The organism is Bacillus sp. COPE52, assembly GCF_003355115.1.
GTDB lineage: Bacteria > Bacillota > Bacilli > Bacillales > Bacillaceae_G > Bacillus_A > Bacillus_A toyonensis.
The window spans coordinates 3,460,367-3,485,729 of sequence record NZ_CP031292.1 but is presented as its reverse complement, the minus strand read 5'-3'; the positions used below and the strand labels follow the sequence as shown (position 1 = coordinate 3,485,729).

Annotated in this window: 18 protein-coding genes and 1 pseudogene; 14 read left to right on the top strand and 5 right to left on the bottom strand. The window is 35.5% G+C overall.

What is annotated here, in order from left to right:
* Positions 1-90: 90 nt before the first annotated feature.
* Positions 91-7,563 (top strand): DUF7507 domain-containing protein, encoded by a 7,473-nt coding sequence (locus DPQ31_RS17480; RefSeq protein WP_208730803.1) that lies wholly within the window; start codon positions 91-93, stop codon positions 7,561-7,563.
* A 52-nt stretch (positions 7,564-7,615) separates the two neighbouring features.
* Here the strand turns inward: DPQ31_RS17480 and DPQ31_RS17475 are convergent, their stop codons facing one another.
* The gene (locus tag DPQ31_RS17475; protein ID WP_000966319.1) at positions 7,616-8,173 is read right to left on the bottom strand and encodes a CatB-related O-acetyltransferase; all 558 of its coding nucleotides are present in this window, start codon (positions 8,171-8,173) and stop codon (positions 7,616-7,618) included.
* A gap of 139 nt (positions 8,174-8,312) precedes the next feature.
* Here DPQ31_RS17475 and DPQ31_RS17470 point away from each other — a divergent pair, with 139 nt between their 5' ends.
* The 8 genes from DPQ31_RS17470 (at position 8,313) to DPQ31_RS17435 (ending at position 13,434) form a co-directional block, all read left to right on the top strand.
* A complete protein-coding gene (locus DPQ31_RS17470; protein WP_001268354.1) occupies positions 8,313-8,654 on the top strand; it encodes an ASCH domain-containing protein in 342 nt (113 codons plus the stop codon).
* Positions 8,651-9,076: an NUDIX hydrolase gene (locus DPQ31_RS17465; RefSeq protein ID WP_016108879.1), complete on the top strand. Its 426-nt coding sequence runs from the start codon at positions 8,651-8,653 to the stop codon at positions 9,074-9,076. Before DPQ31_RS17470 ends, DPQ31_RS17465 begins: the two co-directional genes overlap by 4 nt.
* A gap of 56 nt (positions 9,077-9,132) precedes the next feature.
* A complete protein-coding gene (locus DPQ31_RS17460; RefSeq protein ID WP_000070943.1) occupies positions 9,133-9,753 on the top strand; it encodes an acetate uptake transporter in 621 nt (206 codons plus the stop codon).
* Positions 9,754-9,892: 139 nt separating this feature from the next.
* The gene (locus DPQ31_RS17455) at positions 9,893-10,336 is read left to right on the top strand and encodes a flavodoxin (RefSeq protein WP_001062761.1); all 444 of its coding nucleotides are present in this window, start codon (positions 9,893-9,895) and stop codon (positions 10,334-10,336) included.
* A gap of 16 nt (positions 10,337-10,352) precedes the next feature.
* Positions 10,353-11,252 carry a WD40/YVTN/BNR-like repeat-containing protein gene (locus DPQ31_RS17450; RefSeq protein WP_097958375.1) on the top strand — a complete coding sequence of 300 codons (900 nt, stop codon included), beginning with the start codon at positions 10,353-10,355 and terminating at the stop codon, positions 11,250-11,252.
* Between the two features lie 216 nt (positions 11,253-11,468).
* The gene (gene cspB / locus DPQ31_RS17445; protein WP_001179148.1) at positions 11,469-11,669 is read left to right on the top strand and encodes a cold shock-like protein CspB; all 201 of its coding nucleotides are present in this window, start codon (positions 11,469-11,471) and stop codon (positions 11,667-11,669) included.
* 186 nt (positions 11,670-11,855) lie between these two features.
* A complete protein-coding gene (locus DPQ31_RS17440) occupies positions 11,856-12,701 on the top strand; it encodes an exonuclease (RefSeq protein WP_098225983.1) in 846 nt (281 codons plus the stop codon).
* A 385-nt stretch (positions 12,702-13,086) separates the two neighbouring features.
* Complete coding sequence (locus tag DPQ31_RS17435) at positions 13,087-13,434, top strand: hypothetical protein (protein WP_141523508.1); 348 nt, start codon at positions 13,087-13,089, stop codon at positions 13,432-13,434.
* 450 nt (positions 13,435-13,884) lie between these two features.
* Here the strand turns inward: DPQ31_RS17435 and DPQ31_RS17430 are convergent, their stop codons facing one another.
* Both DPQ31_RS17430 and DPQ31_RS17425 read right to left on the bottom strand, forming a co-directional pair.
* Complete coding sequence (locus tag DPQ31_RS17430) at positions 13,885-14,976, bottom strand: DUF3900 domain-containing protein (RefSeq protein ID WP_000345023.1); 1,092 nt, start codon at positions 14,974-14,976, stop codon at positions 13,885-13,887.
* A gap of 114 nt (positions 14,977-15,090) precedes the next feature.
* Entirely contained in the window at positions 15,091-15,417 is a 327-nt protein-coding gene (locus tag DPQ31_RS17425; RefSeq protein ID WP_000283717.1) for a hypothetical protein, read from the bottom strand.
* Between the two features lie 381 nt (positions 15,418-15,798).
* Between DPQ31_RS17425 and DPQ31_RS17420 the strand changes: the two genes are divergently transcribed.
* The gene (locus DPQ31_RS17420) at positions 15,799-16,710 is read left to right on the top strand and encodes a VanW family protein (RefSeq protein ID WP_000488650.1); all 912 of its coding nucleotides are present in this window, start codon (positions 15,799-15,801) and stop codon (positions 16,708-16,710) included.
* Between the two features lie 174 nt (positions 16,711-16,884).
* On the top strand, positions 16,885-17,793 hold the full coding sequence (locus tag DPQ31_RS17415) for a VOC family protein (RefSeq protein WP_097958372.1): 909 nt from the start codon (positions 16,885-16,887) through the stop codon (positions 17,791-17,793).
* Between the two features lie 47 nt (positions 17,794-17,840).
* Here DPQ31_RS17415 and DPQ31_RS17410 read toward each other — a convergent pair whose 3' ends face one another.
* Positions 17,841-18,359, bottom strand: a complete 519-nt coding sequence (locus DPQ31_RS17410; protein ID WP_208730802.1) for a GNAT family N-acetyltransferase — start codon at positions 18,357-18,359, stop codon at positions 17,841-17,843.
* A 313-nt stretch (positions 18,360-18,672) separates the two neighbouring features.
* On the opposite strand from DPQ31_RS17410, the gene DPQ31_RS17405 reads away from it, so the two are divergent.
* Together DPQ31_RS17405 and colA are read left to right on the top strand one after the other, a co-directional pair.
* The gene (locus tag DPQ31_RS17405; RefSeq protein WP_000052096.1) at positions 18,673-19,350 is read left to right on the top strand and encodes an MgtC/SapB family protein; all 678 of its coding nucleotides are present in this window, start codon (positions 18,673-18,675) and stop codon (positions 19,348-19,350) included.
* Between the two features lie 203 nt (positions 19,351-19,553).
* Positions 19,554-22,471 (top strand): annotated as a pseudogene (gene colA, locus DPQ31_RS17400) (collagenase ColA).
* A gap of 369 nt (positions 22,472-22,840) precedes the next feature.
* On the opposite strand, the gene DPQ31_RS17395 reads toward colA, so the two are convergent.
* The gene (locus tag DPQ31_RS17395) at positions 22,841-24,094 is read right to left on the bottom strand and encodes a sensor histidine kinase (RefSeq protein WP_208730801.1); all 1,254 of its coding nucleotides are present in this window, start codon (positions 24,092-24,094) and stop codon (positions 22,841-22,843) included.
* 635 nt (positions 24,095-24,729) lie between these two features.
* Between DPQ31_RS17395 and DPQ31_RS17390 the strand changes: the two genes are divergently transcribed.
* Positions 24,730-25,170 carry a hypothetical protein gene (locus DPQ31_RS17390; protein WP_208730800.1) on the top strand — a complete coding sequence of 147 codons (441 nt, stop codon included), beginning with the start codon at positions 24,730-24,732 and terminating at the stop codon, positions 25,168-25,170.
* The last annotated feature ends 193 nt before the right edge of the window (positions 25,171-25,363 follow it).

The window sequence follows — 25,363 nt, the reverse complement described above, 5'->3', positions numbered from 1 at the left end:
CGGAATTTTGTTGGACAACGTACATTGTATAGTTTGTCTACATTTTATAGTATAGAGCACTTTTTACTATAAATGAAATGAGATGATTACGTGCCTTTTTTAAATCGCTTTACAACGACAGTAACTGGTGCCGTCACGTTCACTGGGAATACGTTGGGACTTAGTCCTACATCGCCTGCGCCAGGTAATATTTTTGGTACACTTGCTGTATTTACGACAGTAAATACAGCGCTGCAAGTACCAGGATTCCCAGCAGGGACAACAGATGACTGGCAATTGAATTCTTCAAGTGCAATTTTAAACCTTCCGGCAGGGAGTAGTATTTTGTATGCAGAGTTGGTTTGGGCTGGTACTTTTCGGACTGATACGGAAGATGTTTTACCATTTTTAAATGATAATATTACATTTACAACACCAGCAGGAACTTTTTCAGTTACGCCCGATCCTGCTACAGCGCAGCAAGGTTCAGTAGGAAACCAGTTTTATTATGCTCGCTCTGCTAATGTAACGAATCTTGTAAGTGCAGGTGGGGCAGGCACATATACAACAGGTGCCGTGCCAGCTGCAAGAACTTCAGCTGATCCAACAATCAGTCGTTCAGCTGGCTGGACGCTTGAGGTTGTGTATCAAAATGCAAGTTTACCACTTCGGAATTTGTCAGTATATGCAGGTCAAGAAATTATCGATGCTTCATCCCCGCCAGTTGATGCTACTATTTCAGGATTTGCAACTCCGGCAACAGGAGCTGTTACAGGAAGGGTACTTGTAACTGCCCAAGAAGGTGATTCTAACATTTCTGGAGATCAACTTCGCTTTGGTCCGAATGCAAATAATACAGTTGCTTTATTCGGTCCGAGAAACCCTGCAAATAATTTCTTTCAGTCACAAATTTGTAATGACAGTGGAAATTTAGATACAAGCGGTACATTTGGAGATTTGAATCAGCCGTTAGGGGTAGCTTTGGCCGTCCGAAGACAGGGGTGGGATATTACGAATGTAGATGCCTCCTCATCTTTAGTAAACAATCAAACATCAGCAACTGTTCGCTTTGTCACAAATGGAGATGGATATGCTGCAGCTGGTTTCGGTGTTCAAATTGATGCGACAGGTCCAATCATTAATCCTGTTAAATCGGTTAATAGAAGCGTTGCAGGGGTAGGGGATACTCTCACCTATACGATTACGGTCCCGAATACAGGAACAGGAAGTGCAGAAAACGTTGTATTACAAGATAGTATTCCGAACGGAACGACATTTGTAGCAGGTAGTGTAACGGTAGGTGGAGTAACACAACCGAGTGCGAATCCCGCGAATGGAATTAATTTAGGTACAATCCCAAATAACACGCAAAGAATTGTTACATTTCAAGTTCGAATAACATCGTTCCCGAACCCAAATCCTATTCCAAATCGTGCAATGGTGTCATATCAATTCCGTCCTTTTGTCGGTAGTGCCCCTATTACAAGTACGTCTTCTTCAAACACAGTACAAACGACAGTGAATCAAGCAACTATAAGTATGCAAAAATCTGTAGATCTACAGACGGCAACTCTTAATGATGTATTAACGTACACAGTTAATGTGACGAATAATGGGAATGTTGCTGCAAACAATGTTATTTTTGTTGATAGTATCCCTGCAGGAACAACATTTGTCGCAAACAGCGTTACGGTAAACGGAGTAGCACGTCCAGGAGCGAATCCATCAACTAGTATTAATCTCGGAAGTATTAATACTTCGCAAACGACTGTAGTGCGCTTTCAAGTTCGAGTGACATCGAACCCTCTTGTCAATCCAATTCCGAACCGTGCGAGTGTAACATTTACCTTTACCCCAGTGCCAGGTCAACAACCAATTTCAGGTCAAGCGACGAGTAATACTGTATTTACTACTATTAATATAGCTGATCTAAGAACGAGAAAAACAGTGGATAGAGCTTTTGCGACAGTGAATGACGTTCTTACGTACACCGTTACAATTGAGAATACAGGAAATGTACTTGCGACGAATGTTGTTTTTCAAGATCCAATCCCAATTGGAACGACTTTTATTGCAAATAGTGTGACTGTAGATGGGGTTTCGCAACCTGGGGCAAATCCAGCGACTGGGTTTGCGATAGCAAATATATCTCCCGGCGGAAGTAGGACAGTGACTTTTCAAGTACGAGTGACATCTACACCATCAGGAGGTACGATTGCGAATCGCGGAAATGTATCGGCTAATTTCGTCGTGAAACCAAATCAGCCGCCAGTAACGATTAATAGACAAACGAATACTGTAGTGACACAAGTTAATACAGGTGGTTTAAATGTAATAAAAGAAGTGAATACAACGCAAGCAGCAGTAGGAGACAATTTAACGTACACGATTGCCGTCCAAAATACAGGGAACGTTCCGTTAACAAATGTATTTTTCCAAGACACTATTTCTTCCGCTGTTTCTTTCGTTGCAAATTCTGTAACAATTAATGGAGTACCGCAAAGTGGATTGAATCCGAATACAGGATTTTCTCTTCCTAATATTCCTGCGGCTCAAACAGTTGTAGTCACATTTGACGTATTAATTGTACAGGATCCAGAAAATGAAGATATTTTAAATCAAGCAAATGTAACAGCAAGCTTTCAAGTGAATCCGAATGAACCACCAGTAACAATCAATGTTCCGAGTAACGTTGTGAATACGACAGTACAATCAGGGAACTTTGAAGTTGTGAAAGCAGTGAATACGAATGTTGCAACAGTAGGAGATATTTTAGTATATACAATCGAAGTTATAAATGCAGGTAGTGTACCAGCTACAAATGTATTTTTCCAAGATTCAATTCCGCAAGGGACATTATTTATTGAAAATAGTGTAGTTGTGAATGGTGTTTTACAAGAAGGGGCAGATCCAGAACTTGGATTCCCATTAAATGATTTGCCTACTGGCGCCAGTGTTATTGTTACGTTTGAAGTATTAATTGATGAAATTCCCCAAGGAAATAATGTCGTAAATAATGCGAATGTAACTGGAGATTTCCTTGTAAATCCAACAGAGCCACCGATTACTGTAACAGTACCAAGTAATACTGTTATGACAGTCGTGAATTCTTCAGGGTTAAATGTAATGAAGAGTGTAAGCGCTACTGAAGCAGGTGTAGGAGATACGTTAACGTATACAGTTCGTATACAAAATAGTGGAACGGTAGCAGCGACAAATGTATCATTCCTTGATCCAATTCCATCTGGAACAACGTTTGTAGCAAATAGTGTAACAATAAATGGAACGCCTCAGCCAGGTTTAAACCCAACAACTGGATTTCCACTTGCTAATATTCCAGTAGGAGGGATGGTAACAGTTGCTTTTCAAGTGACGATCACGAGTGTACCACCAAATAGGGTTCTTCCGAATAATGCAAATGTAACTGCTGATTTTCAAGTAAGTCCTCTCCAGCCACCGATTACAATTGTAACGATTAGTAATATTGTTGTGACGCGAGTGAATGTAGGATCAATTAATGTAATAAAGAGTGTAAACACACCGCAAGCAGGTGTAGGAGATACGTTAACGTATACGATTCTTATTCAAAATACAGGAACTGTTCCTGCAACGAATATTATTTTTCAAGATCCGATTCCTGTTGGAACTGCGTTTGTAGCAAATAGTGTGACGATAAACGGAGTTGTTCAGCAAGGCGCGGATCCTATGGCAGGTTTCCCAGTACCAAATATTTCGGTCGGACAAACGGCTACGATTACGTTTCAAGTTACAGTGACGAGTGTTCCGAGCGGTGGAAATATTAGAAACCAATCGAACGTTACTGCAAGTTTTCTTATAAATCCAGCAAACCCTCCAATAACGACTGTTACGAATAGCAATTTTGTCGTGACACAAGTAAACACAGCACAGTTAAATATACAAAAATCTTCATCTGTACAACAAGCGGCATTTGGAGAAACTTATACGTATTCTGTTGTCATTCGAAATAACGGCACAGTACCAGCGACGAATGTTTCTTTCATCGATCCAATTGCTCCAGAAACAGCATTTGTCGCAAACAGTGTGACGATAAATGGAATTACACAGCTTGGTTTAGATCCGAATATTGGTTTCCCGCTTCCTAATATTGCAGCTGGGGCATCAGTGACAGTAACGTTCCAAGTTACAGTAGTTACGCCATCCCCACGCGGAGCAGTATTAAATACGGCATCTGTTACAGCCACTTTCTTATTAAATCCTTTACAACCACCTGTAACAACGACAAATTCAAGTAATACGACAGTAGTTACAATACCGTTACCTCCTCCTGGTGAAGTAACAGCAACAAAAGCAGTTGACGTTGCAACTGGGGCTGTTGGAGATGTATTAACGTATAGTGTGCTAATTACGAACGTAGGAATTATACCTGTTATAGATGTACTCTTCCAAGATGTCATTCCGGAAGGAACGACATTTGTCGAAAATAGTGTAACGATAGGTGGGGTTCAGCAATTTGGTTTAAATCCAGAAATAGGATTTACTGTTACTCCATTATTAATTGCTGGTGGAAGTATTACGGTAACATTCCAAGTGACAATTACAGAGATTCCAGATAATGAAGTCATATTAAACGATGCTGACGTTACATTTACTTCACAACCGAATCCGCAGGAACCACCGATTACGGAAACGATATTAACGAATTTAGTCGTTACGACAATTAATATAGCGTTTATTTTTCCGTTAAAACTAGTAGATAAAGAAGTAGCGACTGTAGGAGAAATTTTAACGTATGATGTATTGATTTTTAATTTTGGAACAGTGGCAGCGACGAATGTTCAATTTATAGATACTACTTCCGCGGGTGTAGCATTTGTACCAGGAAGTGTGAGCATAAACGGGGTACCGGCACCAGGATTAGATCCTTTCATTGGTTTTACAGTTCCAGATATACCTGTAGATGATTTTGTACTTGTCACATATCAGGAGACGGTAACGAGCATACCAGAAGGTGGTACAGTTGTTAACTTTGTAGACGTTACCGCGACATTTGCTGTAAGTGAAACAGAACCACCTATTACTGAAACTACGACAAGTAACACGACATTAACAGAAATAAATGAATCTGGTTTGAATGTATTAAAATCAGTGAGTCAGCCGATTGTTGCAGTAGGGGATACAATCACCTATACAACAGTAGTTCAAAATACAGGGACAGTGACAGCAACGAATGTTCAATATAGTGATGTATTACCTTCCTCTATAGCATTCGTGCCGAACAGTGTAACGATAGACGGTGTGTTACAACCTGGATTCAATCCGAATAATGGATTCCCGCTTCCAGATATAAATCCAGGTGAAAGTGTAGAAGTAACATTCCAAGTAACAGTTGTTAGTGTTCCATCAAACGGAACAATTGTCAATACGGCAAATGTAACAGGTAGCTTTGTATTAGTACCAGGAGAACCACCAGTTATAGTAAACCAACCGAGCAATACAACACTCACAACTGTCAATAGAGGACAATTTAATGTTATTAAACAAGTAAATAGAGCGGCTACTCTCGTTGGAGATGTATTAACGTATACGGTTCAAATAACGAATACAGGAACAGTAAGTGCTAACGATGTTCAGTTTGTTGATACGATTTCAGCAGGAGCGTCATTTGTACCAAATAGTGTAACGGTAAATGGAGTTTCGCAACCAAACTTAAATCCGATTACTGGCTTTGGAGTTGGAGATATACCAGTTGGTGAAACGGTTATAGTGACGTTTCAAGCGACAGTTACAACCATCCCGTCATCAGGAACAATTACGAACGTTGCAAATATAACAGGAAGTTTTACTTTAGTGCCAGGAGAACCACCGGTTATAGTGACAGATCCGAGTAATACGACTATAACAAGAATAAATAGAGGACGTTTCAGCATTATAAAATCTGTAAATAAAGAAGCGACACGTTTAGGAGATACGTTAACGTATAGTGTGCAAGTTACAAATACGGGAACGGTAACAGCGACGAATGTTCAGTTTATCGATGTTCCATCACCTAGTTTAGAATTTGTTCCTGGAAGTGTACAAATAAATGGGATTCCGCAAGTAGGTTTAGATCCTTTTGTAGGCTTTTCATTACCGGATCTTGCAGTAGGGGATAGCGTATTAATCACATTTGAAGTAAATGTAATTTCAATTCCGCCTTCTAGTAGCATTATGAATACAGCGAGAGTAACTGGTGATTTCGAATTGATTCCAGGAGAACCACCGTTTACAATTACCAATTCAAGTAATACGACAGTCACACCAGTAAATAGAGGCAGTTTAGATATGCTGAAAGAAGTAGATCATTCAATTGTTGGAGTAGGAGAAACGGTAACGTATCGTGTTCGTATATTAAATACTGGTACGGCTGACGCAATGAATGTTCAATTTATTGATGTGCTATCTCCGGAAGCTGTTTTTGTACCAAATAGTGTAACGGTAAATGGAGTAGTGCGTCCGGGAGTAAATCCGCAGGTTGGATTTACGATTTTGGACATTCCAGTCGGTGAGACGGCGATTGTAACATATGAAGCTACGATTACGAGTTTTCCAGATGGTGGTACAGTAGTGAACGTTGCTGGGGCATCAGCAGAATATATTTTAGTACCAGGTGAACCGCCAGTTACAGTGATGGACACGAGTAATACAGTTATTGTAACGGTAAATACTGCAATCTTATTTGTTGCAAAAGGAGCAAACTTTGAAGTAGCAATGGTAGGAGATGTTGTCACTTACGGCATTGCCGTCATAAATGATAGTACAGTTCCTGTGACGAATATTGTTTTAACAGATATCATTGATCCAAATACGTTATTTATAAATGGCACGGTAACGGTAAATGATGTACCTCTTCCATTTGCCAATCCGAATACGGGTATTCCGTTAGGTGATTTTCAGCCAAATGATGCGGCAATTATTAATTTCCAAGTTGTAATAATGGGAGGACAAATAAATAATTTAGTTACAAATACTGCTACAGCGACTGGGCTCGCAACTGTAAATCCGAATGAGCCGCCTGTAGTAGTTGAAGGTGATAGTAATACAGTTGTTATCCCGTTTATCCCTCAAAATGTCTCAACGACAGTCGTAAAAACGGCAAATCTTCAAACAGCAACAATTGGAGATGTCATTACGTTTACGACAGTCATTACAAATACAGGTGATACTGTCATGCAAAATATTCGTTTTCAAGACATGTTAGATAGTAGTGTTCGATTTATCCCTGGAAGCGTAATAGTCGATAGTGTTCCATTACGAAATGTAAGTCCAGTATCAGGGTTTCTTATAGGAAATTTAAATCCGGGTGAAGCGCGGACAGTTTCGTTTCAAGTAGTAGTTCAGAGCGCACCAAGTGGTTCAGGAAATTATATTAACCAAGCGAGTATTCGCTTTGAACATCAAGTAGGTACAGTATTGCCACCTGTTACACAAATAATAGAAAGTAACATGGTAGTCATCCCATTTGTTCCAACGATAGAACAAATTTGCGAAACGAACTTTAATTGCTTAGATAAAATTCCATTTCAATGTTCTCCATGTAATCACTTACAAATAAATAAAAAATAAATACCAAAAGAGCATCCTGTAAGAATAGGATGCTCTTTTTTATGTGTATCAATCATGTAGATTCTTTTTCGGGTGAGGTGAAAAATTCATTGGTTTTGTTGGAGAGTAGAAATGGAATAGCTCCTTTTATGACAGAAATATCCCAGTCCCACCATGCAAGTTTTTCTAGTTTTTCAATGGTTTCTTGTGAAAAACGATAGCGAACTAGTTTGGCAGGGTTCCCAGCTACAATTGCATATGGAGGTACGTCTTTTGTAACTACACTCTTTGCGCCGATAATGGCCCCGTTACCAATTGTAACACCAGATAAAACGCAGGATTGATAACCAATCCATACATCATTGCCGACTACGATATCACCTTTTGATGAAGGATGACCAGTAATATGTGCTCCTTCATCGAAGAGAGCATTAAATGGGTAAGTCGTTATCCAATCAGCACGATGCTCGCCGCCAAGTATGAAAACGACTTCTTCTCCTAATGAACAAAACTTACCTATTTTCAATTTCGTTTCATCATTCCAAGAAAAAATAGTTGGACCTACTTTACTATAAGTATAATCACCAATATCATATTTACTATATTCAGGTTTTTGATTTAAATATAACATAACAAATTTAGCATCCTTTCTAAAGCAAGTAATGGATATGGAACATTATATGCAAGGTGGAGTAAGGCGAACTGTGTTGTATGAATTAGTAAGATGTAAGTATGTTAGTAGAGAAAATGAATAAAGGGGAGTGGAGTGGATGAGATACGAAATGGGGTTATATAATAAACCTTTTCAGTCAATTCAATCAGGAAAAAAGGTATATGAAGTACGCTTATACGATAAAAAACGTCAACTTATAAAACAAGGCGATGAAATTGTATTTACGAACCTTACGACAGCAGAAACGATGGTTGTAAAAGTAACGGAAGTAAAGCGATACGAAAGCTTTAAAGAAATGTACGAGCAAATTGATAAAAAGTTATTGGATTGTGAAAATGATAGTTTAGAGGAAATGTTAGAAAGTACATACAAAATATATACGAAAGAACAAGAAGAAAAGTGGGGAACAGTTGCGGTTCGTATTGAGGTAATAAAATGATGAGAAATCGCGGCGTGGCTATTATTGTACAGGATGGAAAAATTGCTCTAATAAAACGTGTTCGAGATGATGAAGTATATTACGTTTTTCCAGGCGGTGGAATAGAAGAAGGAGAAACATCGGAAGAGGCAACGAAGCGAGAGATATACGAAGAATTAGGGGTACATATAGAAGTAAAGCACCTTATTACAAAGATAAAGTATAAAGGTACCGAATATTATTATGAAGCCTATATTACGGACGGAGTATTCGGAAGCGGAAAAGGTGAGGAGTTTAAGCAGAAAGATAGAGGTTGTTATATTCCGTTATGGATACCGATAAATGAGTTGAAAAATGTGAATATAAAACCTTACGAAGTGGTCGAAAGTATATTCGATTATTATAAGATGCAAGGTCTGACAACATACAAAAAAAACCATTGACATAGCCTGCTGATTTAAGTATTGTATTCGAGTATGTTTATAATCAGGAGGTTTATATGAGCAATCAAACTACTACACATCATGTGAAAATGACAACAGCAGATCCATCTGGAATCGGTCTATTTGGATTAGCAATGGTAACACTTGTAGCATCATCTCAAAAGTTAGGTTTAACAGATGGCGTTTCACTTGTATTACCATGGGCAATCTTTTTAGGGGGATTTGCACAAATCTTTGCATGCATTCACGATGCAAAGCATAACAACACGTTCGGTACGACAGCATTTGGTGCGTACGGCCTGTTTTGGTTAGGTGTTGGAATGACTTGGTTAATTCAACTTGGAGTATTCGGCGAAAAATTAGCCCAAACTGCAGATTCAAAACAGCTTGGTGTAGCCTTTATCGGATATTTAATTTTCACAATCTTTATGACGATTGGTGCAATGGAAACACATAAAGTATTATTTATGATTTTCGTACTTATTGATTTCTTATTTATTGGTCTTTCATTAAGTACTTTAGGTGTTATGCCGCACGCAATGCATAATTTAGCAGCATATTCTGAACTATGTATTTCATTATTATCTTTCTATGGTTCAGCCGCAGCAGTGTTAAATACACACTTCGGAAAAGTTGTTTTACCAGTTGGAAAGCCATTTGGTATTTTTAAAAAGTAATAAAAAAGCACAGGTGATTGTATAGTCATCTGTGCTTTTTTGTATGGAATAAATAAAAATGAAAAATATAATTGAAATTGATTATCATTATTAATATAATGAGAATGATAATCATTCATTGCAAGAGGGGGATGCCAAAGTGGCGAAAATTTTAATTGCGTATGCGAGTATGTCAGGAAATACAGAGAGTATTGCTGATTTAATAAAAGTAAGTTTGGATGCTTTTGATCATGAAGTAGTATTGCAAGAGATGGAAGGCATGGATGCTGAAGAATTGCTAGCTTATGATGGAATTATTTTAGGATCTTATACGTGGGGCGATGGTGAATTGCCGTTTGAGGCAGAAGATTTCCACGAGGATTTAGAAAATATAGATTTGTCAGGAAAAAAAGCAGCTGTATTTGGATCAGGTGATACGGCATATGAACTGTTTTGTGAAGCGGTGACGATATTTGAAGAACGTCTTGTAGAACGCGGTGCAGAACTTGTACAAGAAGGATTGAAAATTGAATTATCTCCAGAAGATGAAGAGGATATTGAAAAATGCAGTAATTTTGCAATTGCATTTGCTGAGAAGTTCTAAGAATGGGAGTGTCAACGTGGAGACAATGTTAAGTGCAACTGCTATTACAAAATTAAGAGATGGAAAACTTATGTTAGCTACTACATATGATGGCTTATTTATTGAACAAGACGGAGAATGGAAACAAATTTTAAATGGCTTTCAAAAACGAATTCGGGATTTACATAGCGTAGATAATATAGTTTATGGTGTAGGCGACGAAGGGATTTTTATTCGTAGCATGAATGGTGGAGAGAACTGGACAATTCAGCGTTTTCCAACAAAAGCAACGAGTTGGAATGTGTGTAGTAATGTACAAGGAACTGTTATTGCTCATGGAGATAAAACATTGTATCTTTCTAATAATTTCGGTTCTACATGGGAGACCATTCATCCATTTCTTGATTATGGCAGTGATGCACCGTCTATTCGTTCGTTATTCTTATATAAACATTACTTATTTATTGGTACGAAAATACATGCGAAATATGGTGGTGTTTGGCTTTTTGATTTAGAGAAACGTAAATTAAAAAGAATTAAAATAGCGATGAATCAAATGATTTCTGCGTTGACTCTACATAATTCTTATCTAGTAGCAGCAAGTGGATCGTGTAAAGGAATTGGTGGTAATATTTCTTTTTGTAAAATAGACGAAAGTATTGAGAATGAAAAACTATATTGGCATACATGTCAAAGTGAGCAAAAAGCTAGTAGCTATTTAGACTTAAGTTTAGATCAACATGTGCTATATACGACTTCAACGCAAAATAAGGCGGGCGTTAGCACGGTTTGCCGTGTGCATCTTAATGAAGGGATTGTTACAGTATGTGACTCGGTTAAAGGGCATGGTTGGCGTATTGTTAATCAAAAAGAAGGCTATGTTGTAGCTGGATCAGGTGAATCAAAAGCGATGCAGTGGAAGAAAAAAGTTGTTTAGCAAAAAAAACTTTGCTTTTATTATATTGATATGATATAGTATATTTAAACCATTTTACTTTTAATAATATAGAGATTTAAATGAGCTGTAACTTCCGAGGAGGATAGCAATGTTAAATCTCCTCAGGGGTTGCAGTTTTTTAATGTCTGGTTTATTATTGTAAGGTGGTTGAAAATGAATATGTACATATAGGTACATTGTAGGAGGATTTTTTTCATGCAAAACGGTAAAGTAAAATGGTTTAACTCAGAAAAAGGTTTCGGTTTCATCGAAGTTGAAGGCGGAGAAGACGTATTCGTTCATTTCTCAGCTATCCAAGGCGACGGCTTCAAAACTTTAGAAGAAGGTCAAGAAGTTACTTTCGAAGTAGAACAAGGTAACCGTGGACCACAAGCTACTAACGTTAACAAGAAGTAATTTTTGAAAAAAAGAAGGGCTCGCCCTTCTTTTTTTTGCGTTCTTATTGAATATCCTCCGTACATATGATAATAAGACTGAATTTTTGTTTTTTATACGAGGTATTTCATGCATAAAGTGTATGAATAAATAGATACTGAAAATAAAGTATGTGTGTGAAAAGGATTTTAGAAAGAGGTAAATAAATTGAAAAACGCTACACATTTTATTGTGTTTGATATAGAGAGAAATTTTAGGCCGTATAAATCAGAAGATCCGTCAGAGATAGTTGATATCGGAGCTGTAAAAATAGAAGCAAGTACAATGAAGGTAATTGGAGAATTTTCGGAGTTAGTAAAACCGGGTGCACGACTTACTCGTCATACGACAAAATTAACGGGAATTACAAAGAAAGATTTAATTGGTGTAGAGAAATTCCCTCAAATTATAGAGAAATTTATTCAGTTCATTGGAGACGATTCTGTATTTATTTCATGGGGAAAAGAAGATTATCATTTTCTATCTCATGATTGTACATTACATGGCCTAGAATGCCCGTGTATGGAAAAAGACAGTAGATTTGATTTGCAAAAATTTGTTTTCCAAGCTTATGAAGAATTGTTTGAACATACACCAAGTTTACAATTTGCAGTAGAACAGCTCGGCTTAACATGGGAAGGGAAACAGCACCGCGCTTTAGCAGATGCTGAGAATACAGCAAATATACTTCTTAAAATATATAGCGAGAGAGATATTAATAAGCGATACAAGAGACATGGTGAGCTTGAACTTGTAAAGAACGGAAAACTAACAGAAAAAGCGAAAAAAAAGATGCGAAAATGGGTATTTAAAGAAATGAAGAAACATGCAGAACGACCATTTGTGTGGAGTACATTTGAAAGTAGTGAAACGTGGGAAAGTATAACGGAAAGGTATTATATAAGTGAAAATACAGTAGAACTTCTGAAAAAACATTTCCCTACAGCGGTGAGAAAAGCGGAGCGGCAGCTTAAATATTTGGCTGAGATGGAGGAGAATGCACAGTCTAGGTGACATTCTCCTCCATTTCTAGCTATATAAATTTAAAGTCATCGTATTGACGGATGAGTAAAGTATTCAAATTTAATTAGGAATCAATTTGTTGTTGTAATTTGGCTATTATAATTGCTTTGAAAATTAAGGCGTCGTAAGAATCTTAAAATATATTAATAAAATAAGAGCTCATAAAAATGAAAGAGGGTACAGTTAAATGGAAGCAATCTTTAACATTTTAACTGTTTTATTTTTTATATTATATTCACATCACTTTTTATTTTTATTACACTTCCTCTTATAGTAAAAAGGAGTTAGAAAAAGCTTAATATATCTTTAAACCGCGGTGGATTAAAGATTAAAATTGAAGAGTAAGATAAGCGTTATATATATGGGAGATGCGATGATGATAAATTTGGATATCAAAGATATTAACGTAAAGATGGAATTAAACGGTGTCTTTTGGAATGAGGATAGGATTGCTGAAATGATGGTGACTACAACAGCAGAACATTCTCTTATTCTTCATATATTAGTTGACTTAGAAAATAAAACTATTTGTGCCATGAGTGCTACGATAGTGAATGGGTTCTGCCCTCTGTGCAAACAGAAAAGGGACGAATGCAGTGAACTTAATGACCCACAAAATAAAATGGATATTTTAGAAGAAACCTACGATTGGGTGAGAGAGCATCCAAAATATCGTTTTCAATTATCTTTTTACGAGTACAATAAATTTGAGGTAGTAAAGTGAAATTTTTATTTTAATAACATACATAGTGACTATAAGGAAAAACATCAAAAACTTATAGAAGGACTGGGTCTATTAGTAAAAAGTGAAAAAATTGTAGTACGTTGTATACAAGAACATATTGAAAAGGATATTCCAAATGGAAATGTGTTTGTACAACAAGGAACGAATTTATTTAGATACTGCAACAAATTTTATCTTAAATCAAAAAAATTTAATACATAAGCACATCTTGTTATAAAGCAGAGAAACCGATTCTTAGTAGAGTCGGTTTTTAAAGTAAACGTCAAGTAAGTCCAAAATAAAAGAGCGCTTTGTTAATAGCGCTCAGTAAAAAATAGTTATAGGGAAGCATTTATTCAATGTTAGAATCAAAATTTTTAGTATTGTGTGGTCTCACTTGTAGACACATAGTTGTTATTTAAAACATGTTTATTGGTTACTTGATTTTCTTTATTCAACCCCGTTTGGATCATATGAAAACTGTTGCTTATTCTCAATCCGCTCAATCACATCTTGCAACTCATCTGGCTTCAGAAACTCAATAGGAGAGAAGCCTTTTTCAAACGTAAGTGTATCAGCCTCAATCATTAATACGTATCGGTCATTTACCTTTGCGATATGTATTTGATCCCCGAAATCAGCAAGCAGGGCCTTCACAGAGATATGATCTGCTTTTAGCTTTAATTCCACTTCAGGAGCATGCTCGACGATTTGAGCGGTAGCTTCCATTACTTCTTCGGTTGAAAATTGTTCCATAATTTCACGTTTCGGACTGGCAGCCCATACTTCCATTGCTTGGTCGAATTGTTCACGTTCTTCCGTACCTTCTTCAAATACATCTTCAATTTGGTCATATACCATGTCCATTACTTGTGTTTTCATAATTTCAGGCATAGAGCGTTCGTATTCGACGAATTTTAAGAAGTCCTCGAAGTAGCGGGCATGTGATGCTTGGTGTATTTTTAGTTCGCCTACTTCAACCATACCTTCTTCAGGCATGTACGGATATTGGATAGATTTCATATTCTTCGTTGTGATGGCCATTTCAACGTTACGAATAAGCGTTGATTCATCTGAAATAGAGGCAACTTTCGGTTCAAAGTCACATTTCATAACGAATACAAACGGGTCATCAAAGTATTTACGTAGTTTTGCTTGAGCAATTAAAAATACACCACCACGAACAGCGCTTGTGTCAAGATATGTATAAACGAGAGGCTCGCTCATATCTTTGAAGTTTTCTTTTGTTTCTGCAAAACGAATACGATTAAATAGGTTGTAATGAGGGTTTGAATCGAGTTCGTGCCCTTCTTCTACAATAAAGCGCCCAATCTTTGTTGGGGCTTGTTCCGTTTTGGCATGACGTTCTACTTTTCGCTTTGAAATTTTTAATAATTCACCATTCAAAAATTCTTTTAAAGAGCTATCTTCATATTCTTCAGCGTCTAATGTTTGAAAATGTTTATAGCGTTTATCAACTGCTTCGCCTTTTCCTTCTACTTGTACAACATAAAAGGAAAGGAAATTTATTTCAAAATCCATATTTATCACCTTGTTTCATTTCATTAACTCTTATCAGTATAGAGATGGAGAAAACTTTCGTCAATTTATATAAGGAAGGGAAGACCCTTCCTTATATATTTTTTATTTTCAAAATTAAAATCCGTCTTCTAGCGCTGCAAATGGAATGTTAAGTCTGTTTTCTACTGTACGTAAACGTTGATTTAAGCGATTTAGTCTACGTGTATGGCGCTCAACAGTATTTTCTAATTGACGTACTCTTTGCTCAAGCTCATTTACTCGTCGTTCTAGTTGACGGTTTCCAGTACCAGGGAAAGAGATTGGAAGTTGAAATTGTCTATTTTGGTCATATGGATTAACTTGTTCTGTTTGATCTATATATTGTTGGTATTGTGCTTGTAAATCATATTGCGGCTGATAACCGTATTGGTTATATGAATCATATGGATTGTAGGGGTACATAAAAACATCCTCCATTTCTTTAAAATAGGTTAAATACACGATACTGTATGTGTAAAAGCGGAGCAGTGGCACGGCAAATACCTAATTATATTTACGTGATTTACTTTTATAAATAAGAACAGGGAGTTGTTACATTTGTTTTTCATTTATTTAATGGTATATAATGGATAGAAGGGGAGAGGTTACATAAAGGTTACAGATTTGCTAAACTTACATTTTCATAAAAATATGTATAGACATTTACAAAAGAAAAGAGTAATTTAAATAGAGTAAAAAATAACTTGTAACATTTTATAAACATATTGTAAAATGATTGTAACAAAACATACATAAAAATGAAATAATACATAAAAGCAGTGTTGGGGAAAAGGAGAGAGTATATTGTTCCGTAAAATAAAGGGTATTTTAGTTGGGGTGCTATGTGTAGCTGTAGTGAGTGGTTGTGGTACAAAAGTAAGTGATGTTGCATTAGTAAGTGATATTGGTGGACACACTGTCGCGGCTAAAGCAGAAGTGCAGGATTCTATTAGTTTAGTTGATAGTCGAACAGGTACTGAAGTGAAAAAAATAGATTTGTCTAGTTTAGGCTATTTTGAAGACGAAGCAAAATTTAAAAAATCGGTAACGAAGGTTGCTAGTGAGGTTGGGAAAACCGTTGATAAAAAGATGGTTCCATCACGTATAGCACCTGATGGAAGTTGGCAAGAAGGAAAACCTTCTTATGAATTAATGGAAAAAGAATTAGTAGATAAATTGTTAAATGTTGGTATGTGGGATTCTTCATATCAGTTACCAATCACAGAGAAAAAGCCTACGGCAACATTAAGTGATGCGCAAGGAAGTGGTACGGTAATTGGTAGATATGAAACGAATTTAGGTGGATCAACAGGTGGCCGTATTGAGAATATTCGTTTGTCAGCGGCGAGCATAAATGGAGTTGTATTAGCAAAAGGAGACCGCTTCTCTTTTAATGCATTAATCGGTGATACAACGCCAGATAAAGGATATCAATTAGGAAAAGAAATTGTAGATGGTAAATTAGTAGATGGATATGGTGGGGGTGTTTGTCAAACATCTTCGACTTTATACAATGCAGCAGATCAAGCTGGTTTGAAAATGGTAGAGAGAACGACGCATTCTAAAACAGTAGGTTATGTGCCACAAGGAAGAGATGCTACAATTGCATATCCATACTTAGACTTAGTATTTGAAAACACGAACGACGCACCTGTGAAGCTTTATATGGGCATTCAGGGCGGAAAGTTAGTTGCTGAAGTACATAAAATGAGATAAGAGTTATAAAGTCACTTTTTCTGAAAGTTAGAAGAGGTGGCTTTTTTATTAAGAAAATAAAAATATGTATAAATTCTGACTTTTCTTATTTACATAGGGTGATTTTGATTGTATTCTTCATAGTAACGGTTATATGTAATGGAAAAATATTGGGATAAGGAGATGGAGTTATTCATGGTACAAATTCATCCGAAAACACGTATTGGTCATGTTGCATTTAAAGTGAAAGATTTAGAACGTCAAATTGCTTTTTATGAGAATGTAGTAGGCTTAGAAGTAATTAAACAAGAGGGGAATAAAGCGTATTTATCTGGAAAGGGTGGTAAGAATACGCTGCTTGTTCTTGAAAAGTTGGAGGATGGGGCACTACAAGAACCACGTACGACTGGTATATATCATGTTGCTTTTTTAGTTCCGACTCGTGAAGCTTTTGCTTCGGCACTATTTGGGGTTCTTCGTAATAAGAATGTAATTGATAGCCCGGCTGAACAAGAAGGGCGTTATACATATTCAAATGAAATTTTACCAATTTCAAGGTTTAATAGTGCAAGTGATCATACGTATAGCGAAGCGTTTTATTTACAAGATTTAGAGGGTAATGGAATTGAAATATATGCAGACCGCCCGCGCGATCAATGGGGAGAAGGACCAGGAGGAAGTACACCACTTGATTTAAAAGAATTGGCAACGCTCGTTGATTATGAGTTTGCTGGTTTACCTGCTGATACTGTCGTTGGACACGTACATTTACGAATAGCTGATGTAGAAAAGTCACATGAGTTTTATGTAAAGACTGTAGGCTTTGAGGTACAACAGCGTGAAGAGGATTGCTTATTTATTTCGGCAGGAGGCTATCATCACCATATCGGTGCAAATACGTGGAACGGAGTAAATAATCCGCACCCACCAACACATGCAACTGGACTAAAGGTATATACGATTGTACTACCGCATAAAGAAGCGTTAGATGAAGTGAAAGAAAGATTAATAGAAAAACAACATGAAATAAATGAAACTACAAATGGATTTACAGTAGTAGATCCAAGTGGTATTACAGTACAGTTTGAAATAGAAGTAGCATAAAACAAGCCAGAAAGTGTGTAATCACTTTCTGGCTTGTTTTTAATTATTCATAGTTCAATCCAATACCTTCTTACAATATTTCCATCTTCCTCAATGAAATCATCATCACGAAGCCCGCCGTTATGTAAGATTGTTTTTTCTGATCCTGTATTCGCTTCGTCACAAACGACAAGTACTTTCTCGATGTTTAATTCCTTCGTTTTTTCTAGCGATAACTCTAATAACTTCGTAGCATAACCTTTTCTTCTTTCAGAAGGGCGAATGCCATAACCGACATGACCTCCAGTGTTAAATAAATGTTCGGTTAAACTATGACGTATATTAACAACTCCTACAATTTTATTTTCTTCTGTAACGAGCCAATACGTAGAGTCTGGTACCCAAGATTCAGGAAGGTTTACTCCGTTATGTGCATCGAGTAATTCTTGAATCATAGCTGGAAAGTTAGAAGGGTCCTTTGAAATAACCCACGGAATCATCGTTTCACCGCTCTCTTTCCATTCGTTATAAAAATCTAAGTATTCTTCTTGTAAATCAGTAGTAGGTGTAATCAAAAAGACATTCATTGCTAGTAAACTCCTTTTATTTATGTTTTATTTCACAAAAATCAAGGCAGAAAATGAAAGCGTTTTCCGACTTTCTCAACCTCATTTCTTGCACTTCATATGCAATTTTTAACTGAAGATAAGTAAGGTGTTGAACTTAAAGGTTTTTTTGTATGAGAAATAGGTTATCTTGTTTATGCTAATATTTAAAATATTAGCATAAAATCGTTGGGATAGTAAGTGAATTTAGATGGAATGTTTTTATATCGATAAATGGATGTGTGTGATAATTTTTGTTTTATCCATCTATAATGAATGAAAGGGGGAAGTGTTCGTGAGCTTACATATTGATTTTATTTTACGAATTGGTATTGCTGGTTTATTAGGAGCAATGATTGGTATTGAAAGGGAAATTCGATCAAAAGAAGCTGGATTAAAGACTCATTTCCTCGTAGCGGTAGGGAGCGCTTTAATAATGGTTGTTTCGAAATATGCCTTTTCAGATATTATGTTTGAAAATCATATGTCCCTTGATCCAAGTCGTATTGCAGCGCAAGTTGTTAGTGGAGTAGGTTTTTTAGGTGCAGGTACAATTATTATTCAAAAACAGGTAGTGAAAGGATTAACGACAGCGGCTGGTTTATGGGCTACAGCAGGAATTGGATTAGCAATTGGAGCGGGTATGTATGTAGTAGGGATTGGAGCTACGATTCTCGTTTTAATTGGGTTAGAGATTGTAAGTCGTATTTTTAAAGTGCGATTTTTATTTCCGCAAAATATAACAGTGCAAATTTGTATGAATAAACATGAAACGGTACAACAAATATTAGAGAAACTTCATATGAAAGGTATTCCAATACTTTCATATGAAGTGGAATCTTTACAGCAAGATACAGGTGTAGTTTATAAGGTAGGAATGCAGCTGAAAAATATATCACCTGAAGAAAAGAATGCATTCATTCAATATATACAAACATTACCAGAAATAACGTTTGTAAAGTTAAATTCATAGCGTTGAAAAAGAGGTTAGATGTAGCAGAAATTTTGCTATTATCTATCCTTTTTTGACACAACTCGCATGGAGAGTCAAGCGTTAATTTTGCTATGAATGGATACATATGTGAACGTTACCTTATTTTTTCTCAATACAGAATAAATAGTCAGAATAGTAAGAAATTATTGTGGGACACTAAAAAATGTAAGGTAGGGGAGAGTATGAAAGGCTATTCAAAAAAAGTTTTAGTAGGGGTAAGTTTTGCTAGTTTACTGTTAGGGAGTTTTCAAGGGAGCATATCGGCGGAAAATACTAAGGAAGAGCAAGTTTCTTATCGAAATGTGCTCAAAATGGAGCCAGTTGGTGTGCAATTTCCAGTGCAAGAATTAGCTCATTCATCAAAAGTGCTAGAAAATAAGTCTTTTGAGAAAAGGCTACAATTTGCTGATTTATCGCAAAGACCGCCAGAAGTAAAAAAAGAAAGTAAACAATTAGCTGTAGCGAAAACTTATACAATTGCTGAATTAAATCAATTAAGCAATCAGCAATTAGTAGATTTACTTGTAACAATCGACTGGGAGCAAATTACGGGGCTATTTCAGTTTAATAAAGACAGTCTAGCATTCTATCAAAATGATAGTAGGATGCAGGCGATTATTGATAAATTGAAGCAGCAAGGGCAAACTTATACGCAAGATGATTCAAAAGGGATTGAGACATTAGTAGAGGTATTGCGATCTGGGTTTTATTTAGGATTTTATAATACAGAATTAAGTAAACTGAATGAACGAAGCTATCATGATAAATGCTTACCTGCATTAAAAACCATTGCGAGCAACCCGAATTTTAAGCTCGGTACATTAGAACAAAATAGAGTTGTATCATCATACGGAAAATTAATAGGAAACGCTTCGAGTGATGTGGAAACGATAACATCGGCTGCGAAGATTTTTAAACAATATAATGATAGTTTTTCTACATTGGTAGATAATCTTTCAGCTGGAAATGCGATTTACGATATTATGCAAGGTGTGGATTACGATATTCAATCATATTTGTACGATACGAGAAAAGTGCCGAAAGATACAGTATATGGTATCAGAAAATAGATAGTTATATTAATGAGCTAAGTCGTTTTGCATTAATGGGAACGATTACAGCGAAAAACGGATGGCTTATTAACAATGGCATTTATTATACAGGTAGACTCGGTACGTTCCATAGTACAGGGACGAAAGGGTTACAAGTTGTAACAGATGCGATGAACATATACCCGTACTTAGGGGAGCAATATTTCGTAGCAGCTGAGCAAATCGCGACAAATTATGGCGGAAAAGATGCAAATGGAAATATGGTTAATTTAGATCAAATACGAGAAGAGGGTAAGAAAAAATATTTACCGAAAACGTATACGTTTGATGATGGTGCAATTGTTTTAAAAGCTGGAGATAAAGTGACTGAGGAAAAAGTAAAACGTCTATATTGGGCAGCGAAAGAAGTGAAGGCACAATTCCATCGTACCGTTGAAAGTGACCAGCCATTAGAAAAAGGGAATCCAGATGATGTATTGACGATGGTTATTTATAATAGTCCAGCAGAATATCAATTTAATCGTCAATTGTACGGGTATGAAACGAATAATGGTGGTCTTTATATAGAAGGAACAGGTACATTCTTTACTTATGAACGTACACCACAAGAAAGTATTTATAGTTTAGAAGAGTTATTTCGACATGAGTTCACGCATTATTTACAAGGTAGATATGAAGTGCCAGGACTATGGGGACAAGGTAAGATGTATGAAAATGAAAGATTATCTTGGTTTGAAGAAGGAAATGCTGAATTTTTTGCAGGAGCAACGAGAACGGATAATGTTGTACCGAGAAAGAGCATTATAGGAGGATTATCTTCAAATCCAGCAGAGCGTTATACGGCCGAGCGAACGTTAAATGCAAAGTATGGAACGTGGGATTTCTATAATTATTCCTTCGCTTTACAATCGTACATGTACAATAAGAGGTATGATATATTTGATAAAGTTCATGACCTTATTAGGAAAAATGATGTGACAGCATATGATGCATATCGCTCTGCGTTAAGTAAAGATGCGAATTTAAATAAAGAGTATCAAGACTATATGCAAATGTTAGTTGATAATCGTGATAAATATAATGTTCCGTTAGTATCAGACGATTATTTAGCAACGCACGCACCGAAACCAGTTTCAGATATTGCAGCAGAAATTACGGCGGAAGCAAATGTAAAAAATGTATCTGTAAAGAAACATAAATCACAGTTCTTTAATACATTTACACTACAAGGAACATATACAGGTACTGCTGCAAAAGGAGAATATGAAGACTGGAAAACAATTACACAAAAGGTGAATGATACGTTAAAACGTTTAAGTGCAAAAGAATGGACAGGCTATAAAATAGTAACAGCTTATTTTGTGAATTATCGTGTGAATGCATCAGGACAATTTGAGTATGACGTTGTGTTCCATGGTATGAATACAGAAGAAGGAGCTGTGAATAAAGCGCCGGTCGCAGTTATAAATGGTCCGTATAGCGGAAATGTGAACGAAGCAATCTCTTTTAAAAGCGATGGATCAAAAGATGAAGATGGAAAAATCGCTTCTTATAAATGGGAGTTTGGAGACGGTACTGTAAGTAATGAACAAAACTCAACGCACATTTATACAAAAGAAGGAACATATACAGCGAAATTAACAGTAACAGACGATAAAGGAGCAACTAATACTGCTACAACGAGTGTAACAGTTAAAAAGAAAGAAGATAACAGTGTAGAAAAAGAGCCAAACAATTCATTCCAAACAGCAGATAAACTGCAGTTGAATCAAATTTTACGTGCTAGTTTAGGAAATGGTGATACAAGTGATTTCTTTGAAATAAATGTAGAAACAGCTAAAAACCTTCAAATCAATGTAACGAAAGAAAATAATATTGGAGTAAACTGGGTTCTTTATTCAGAAGCAGATTTAAATAATTATGTTACGTATGCCCAGCAACAAGGAAATCAACTAGTAGGTAGCTACTATACGTATCCAGGGAAATATTATTTACATGTGTATCAGTATGGTGGGGGAACAGGGAATTATACGGTAGAAGTGAAGTAGTAAAAGGGAATTTGTTTTTTTCGATGAATAGCAAAAAGATCTATGCTTTTAATGAAAAAACAACTGTAGACAATGCCTCTAATGACATTAACAAATTAAGTGTCGAGAGATCTTATATTTAAATTAAACAGATTTGAACAGTAAATGAGATGAAATCGATAAATTATTAGTTCATCAAAATGTAAGAAAAGTAGTGAATTTTAAGTACGTTTAATTAAAGGATCAGAGTTTATCTATTTTTACAGATAAACTCTGATCCTTATTATTTGAAAGTAAGATAATTGATACGTAAGGTAGCGGAATTTTTAAAATTCATTTATTTAAAAAGTTAAGTAGAAAATTTTTATTATCTAAATAACTTTCATTACATTAGCAGGGGATACTAATAGAAAAGCGTGTCCCTTTACCTAATTCACTCTCTATCTCTATATCTCCGTTTAATTCTTTAATAATACTGTAAGCAATCATAGTACCAAGTCCAGTCCCTTTTTCTGTTGTTGAATAAAACGGCAAAGCAATTCGTTTTATTTGTTGAGATGACATTCCAATACCTGAATCAATAATGTTAATTATAATATTTCCTTTTATTTTTTGTATATTTATTTGTAAAACTCCACCATTTTTCATAGCCTCAATTCCATTTTGTATGATGTTGTTTAGACAGAGTCTGAATTTTTCGGGATCCCCATTTATATAAAAGGAATCTGTACTATTTTGTTTTATTTCAACTTTGTATGATAGAGCAAGTGGTGAAATAGTGTCTTTCACCTGATTTAAAATGTAATTAATATCTATTTTCTCTTTTAGGGTATTCTGTGGTTTGGTTAAAGATAAATAGTTATTGATAGTAGATTGTATTTGCTGCATTTCAATTAACATGATTTCTAAGTACTGATCCTGAGATAGCTTAGAGGCATGTTTTTCATTTAATAATTGAGTGAATCCATGTACCGTGGTTAGTGGATTGTGGATTTCGTGTGCAATTGACGCCGCTAGCTCACTAGCTATATAAAATTTTTCAGCCCGTTGCAGTTTTTCTTGCATTTTATATTTCTCAATCATTCCCTCTATTAAATAAACTGATAATAATAATGTGAAAATATTAATGATTATATAATTTAATAAAAATTCTATGAGAGTAGCGTCTATTTTACCTCCTGTATTTATTTGAGTTACAATACCGCAGATAGAAAGTGAAGCTGTACATACTAAAATAAGGAGTAAGCTTAATAATATCTTTTTTTCTTTAAAATGCATAGGTAATAAGTAACGGAAGAGCATTGTTATACCAGAAATAATTGTAAAGATAATAAATGATGGAAGAACGCCATTTCCACCTAAGTAAAAGCGATAAGAAAGATATAAAATTCCTATAAGAACAATGTTTTTTGTATTTCCATACAGAAAAACTAATATGATAGGAATAAAACGTAAATCATAAATAAAGCCAGCATGTAAATGAAAAGGAAAAGTCATACAAAAAATAATAGCAATAGAGGAGAGAGTAGAAATTAAAATATTATTACATGTTATTTTTTCTTTAAATTCTAGCCAAAATACGTGATAGCTAAGGATACAAATTATTATAATAAAGGTATTTAATAAGAGAGTAGAAATTCCCATAGTTTTGCATCTCCGATAGTTTGTAAGTAGGATTATGTATAAGTTGGACCTAGATGTTTAGTATTAGTAGACTTTCTATCTAAAAAGGAAGGGTACTTGAAAAAATGTTATTATATTACTCGTATTAGAATTGATGAGGAAGATAGAAAAAATAATAGATAAAAAATCTACTTGAATTTATGTACATATGAAATGAGAAAATAATTTTTGTATAGGTAAAATTGGGATTGAATTACTGGTAAAATAATGGGTTTCTGAGTGTGAATATTCTGTGAAAACAATATATATGACGACCATTGTTTTGTAGCTTTCGTTATATTAACATGGAATTTACCGAATTACAAAGTGAAAATTTTAAATTTTTTTATTCATATAATTTATCTGAAATGAAAACACTGTTCACTCGAGTATTGTTGTAATGAATCATATACATTTTGTGTGAAAAAACCTTTGAAATTAACATGTTCTTTTTTATAAAACATAATACTGTAGCTTTATCTATGTGAGTTACTCAATAAATATTAATACGTAAAGTTATTATATGTATATTTAAGGATATGAATTATTACATAAAAACGCACTTGAAAAAGAATGTATGATGGTAATAGAATACAAACATCAAGGGGGAACTTAAAATGAAGTTAAATAAACTAGTGCTTAGTTGTGGAGTGATTTCGGCATTAACACTTGGTGTGTTAGGGAATAATACTTATGCTGAAGAAGTGCACAAAACGAATGATGCAATTAATATAGTTGAACACGTTCCTGCAGACATATTATTAACTCAAACAATGGATTATAGTGGAGAGGCTGTCACTTCTTTTGTATATAATGGGAGTACTGATTTAAGCTTCTTTATGAAAAATAATGGCCAAAATACAATGGGGTATAGTGTAAAAGGCCCAAATACGGAGTTAATTGCGGGTGGTTATATAAGACCTGGAGAACAACAAATTAATGTTACAAATGTACGGAATGCTTTATCTCCATTACCGATTGGAACATATAAAATTTACGTTTCAACTGATGATGGTTCTAAGGGACAATTCCAAGTTGCAGTAAGATCTATGAATTAAATTTAAAAAACCTTGTTTATGAGCTGATTTAATTTTTACTTTCTGGAAAGAGATGATATTGACCCGAGAGTCCCCCATAAAAGTAAAAACGAGCACCCTTATGTGAACTGCACCCCAATTGTTAGACACCGTCTAACAATTGGAGGTGCAGTTTTTCTATGGTTAAATTTACAGCTGATGAAAAAATACACAT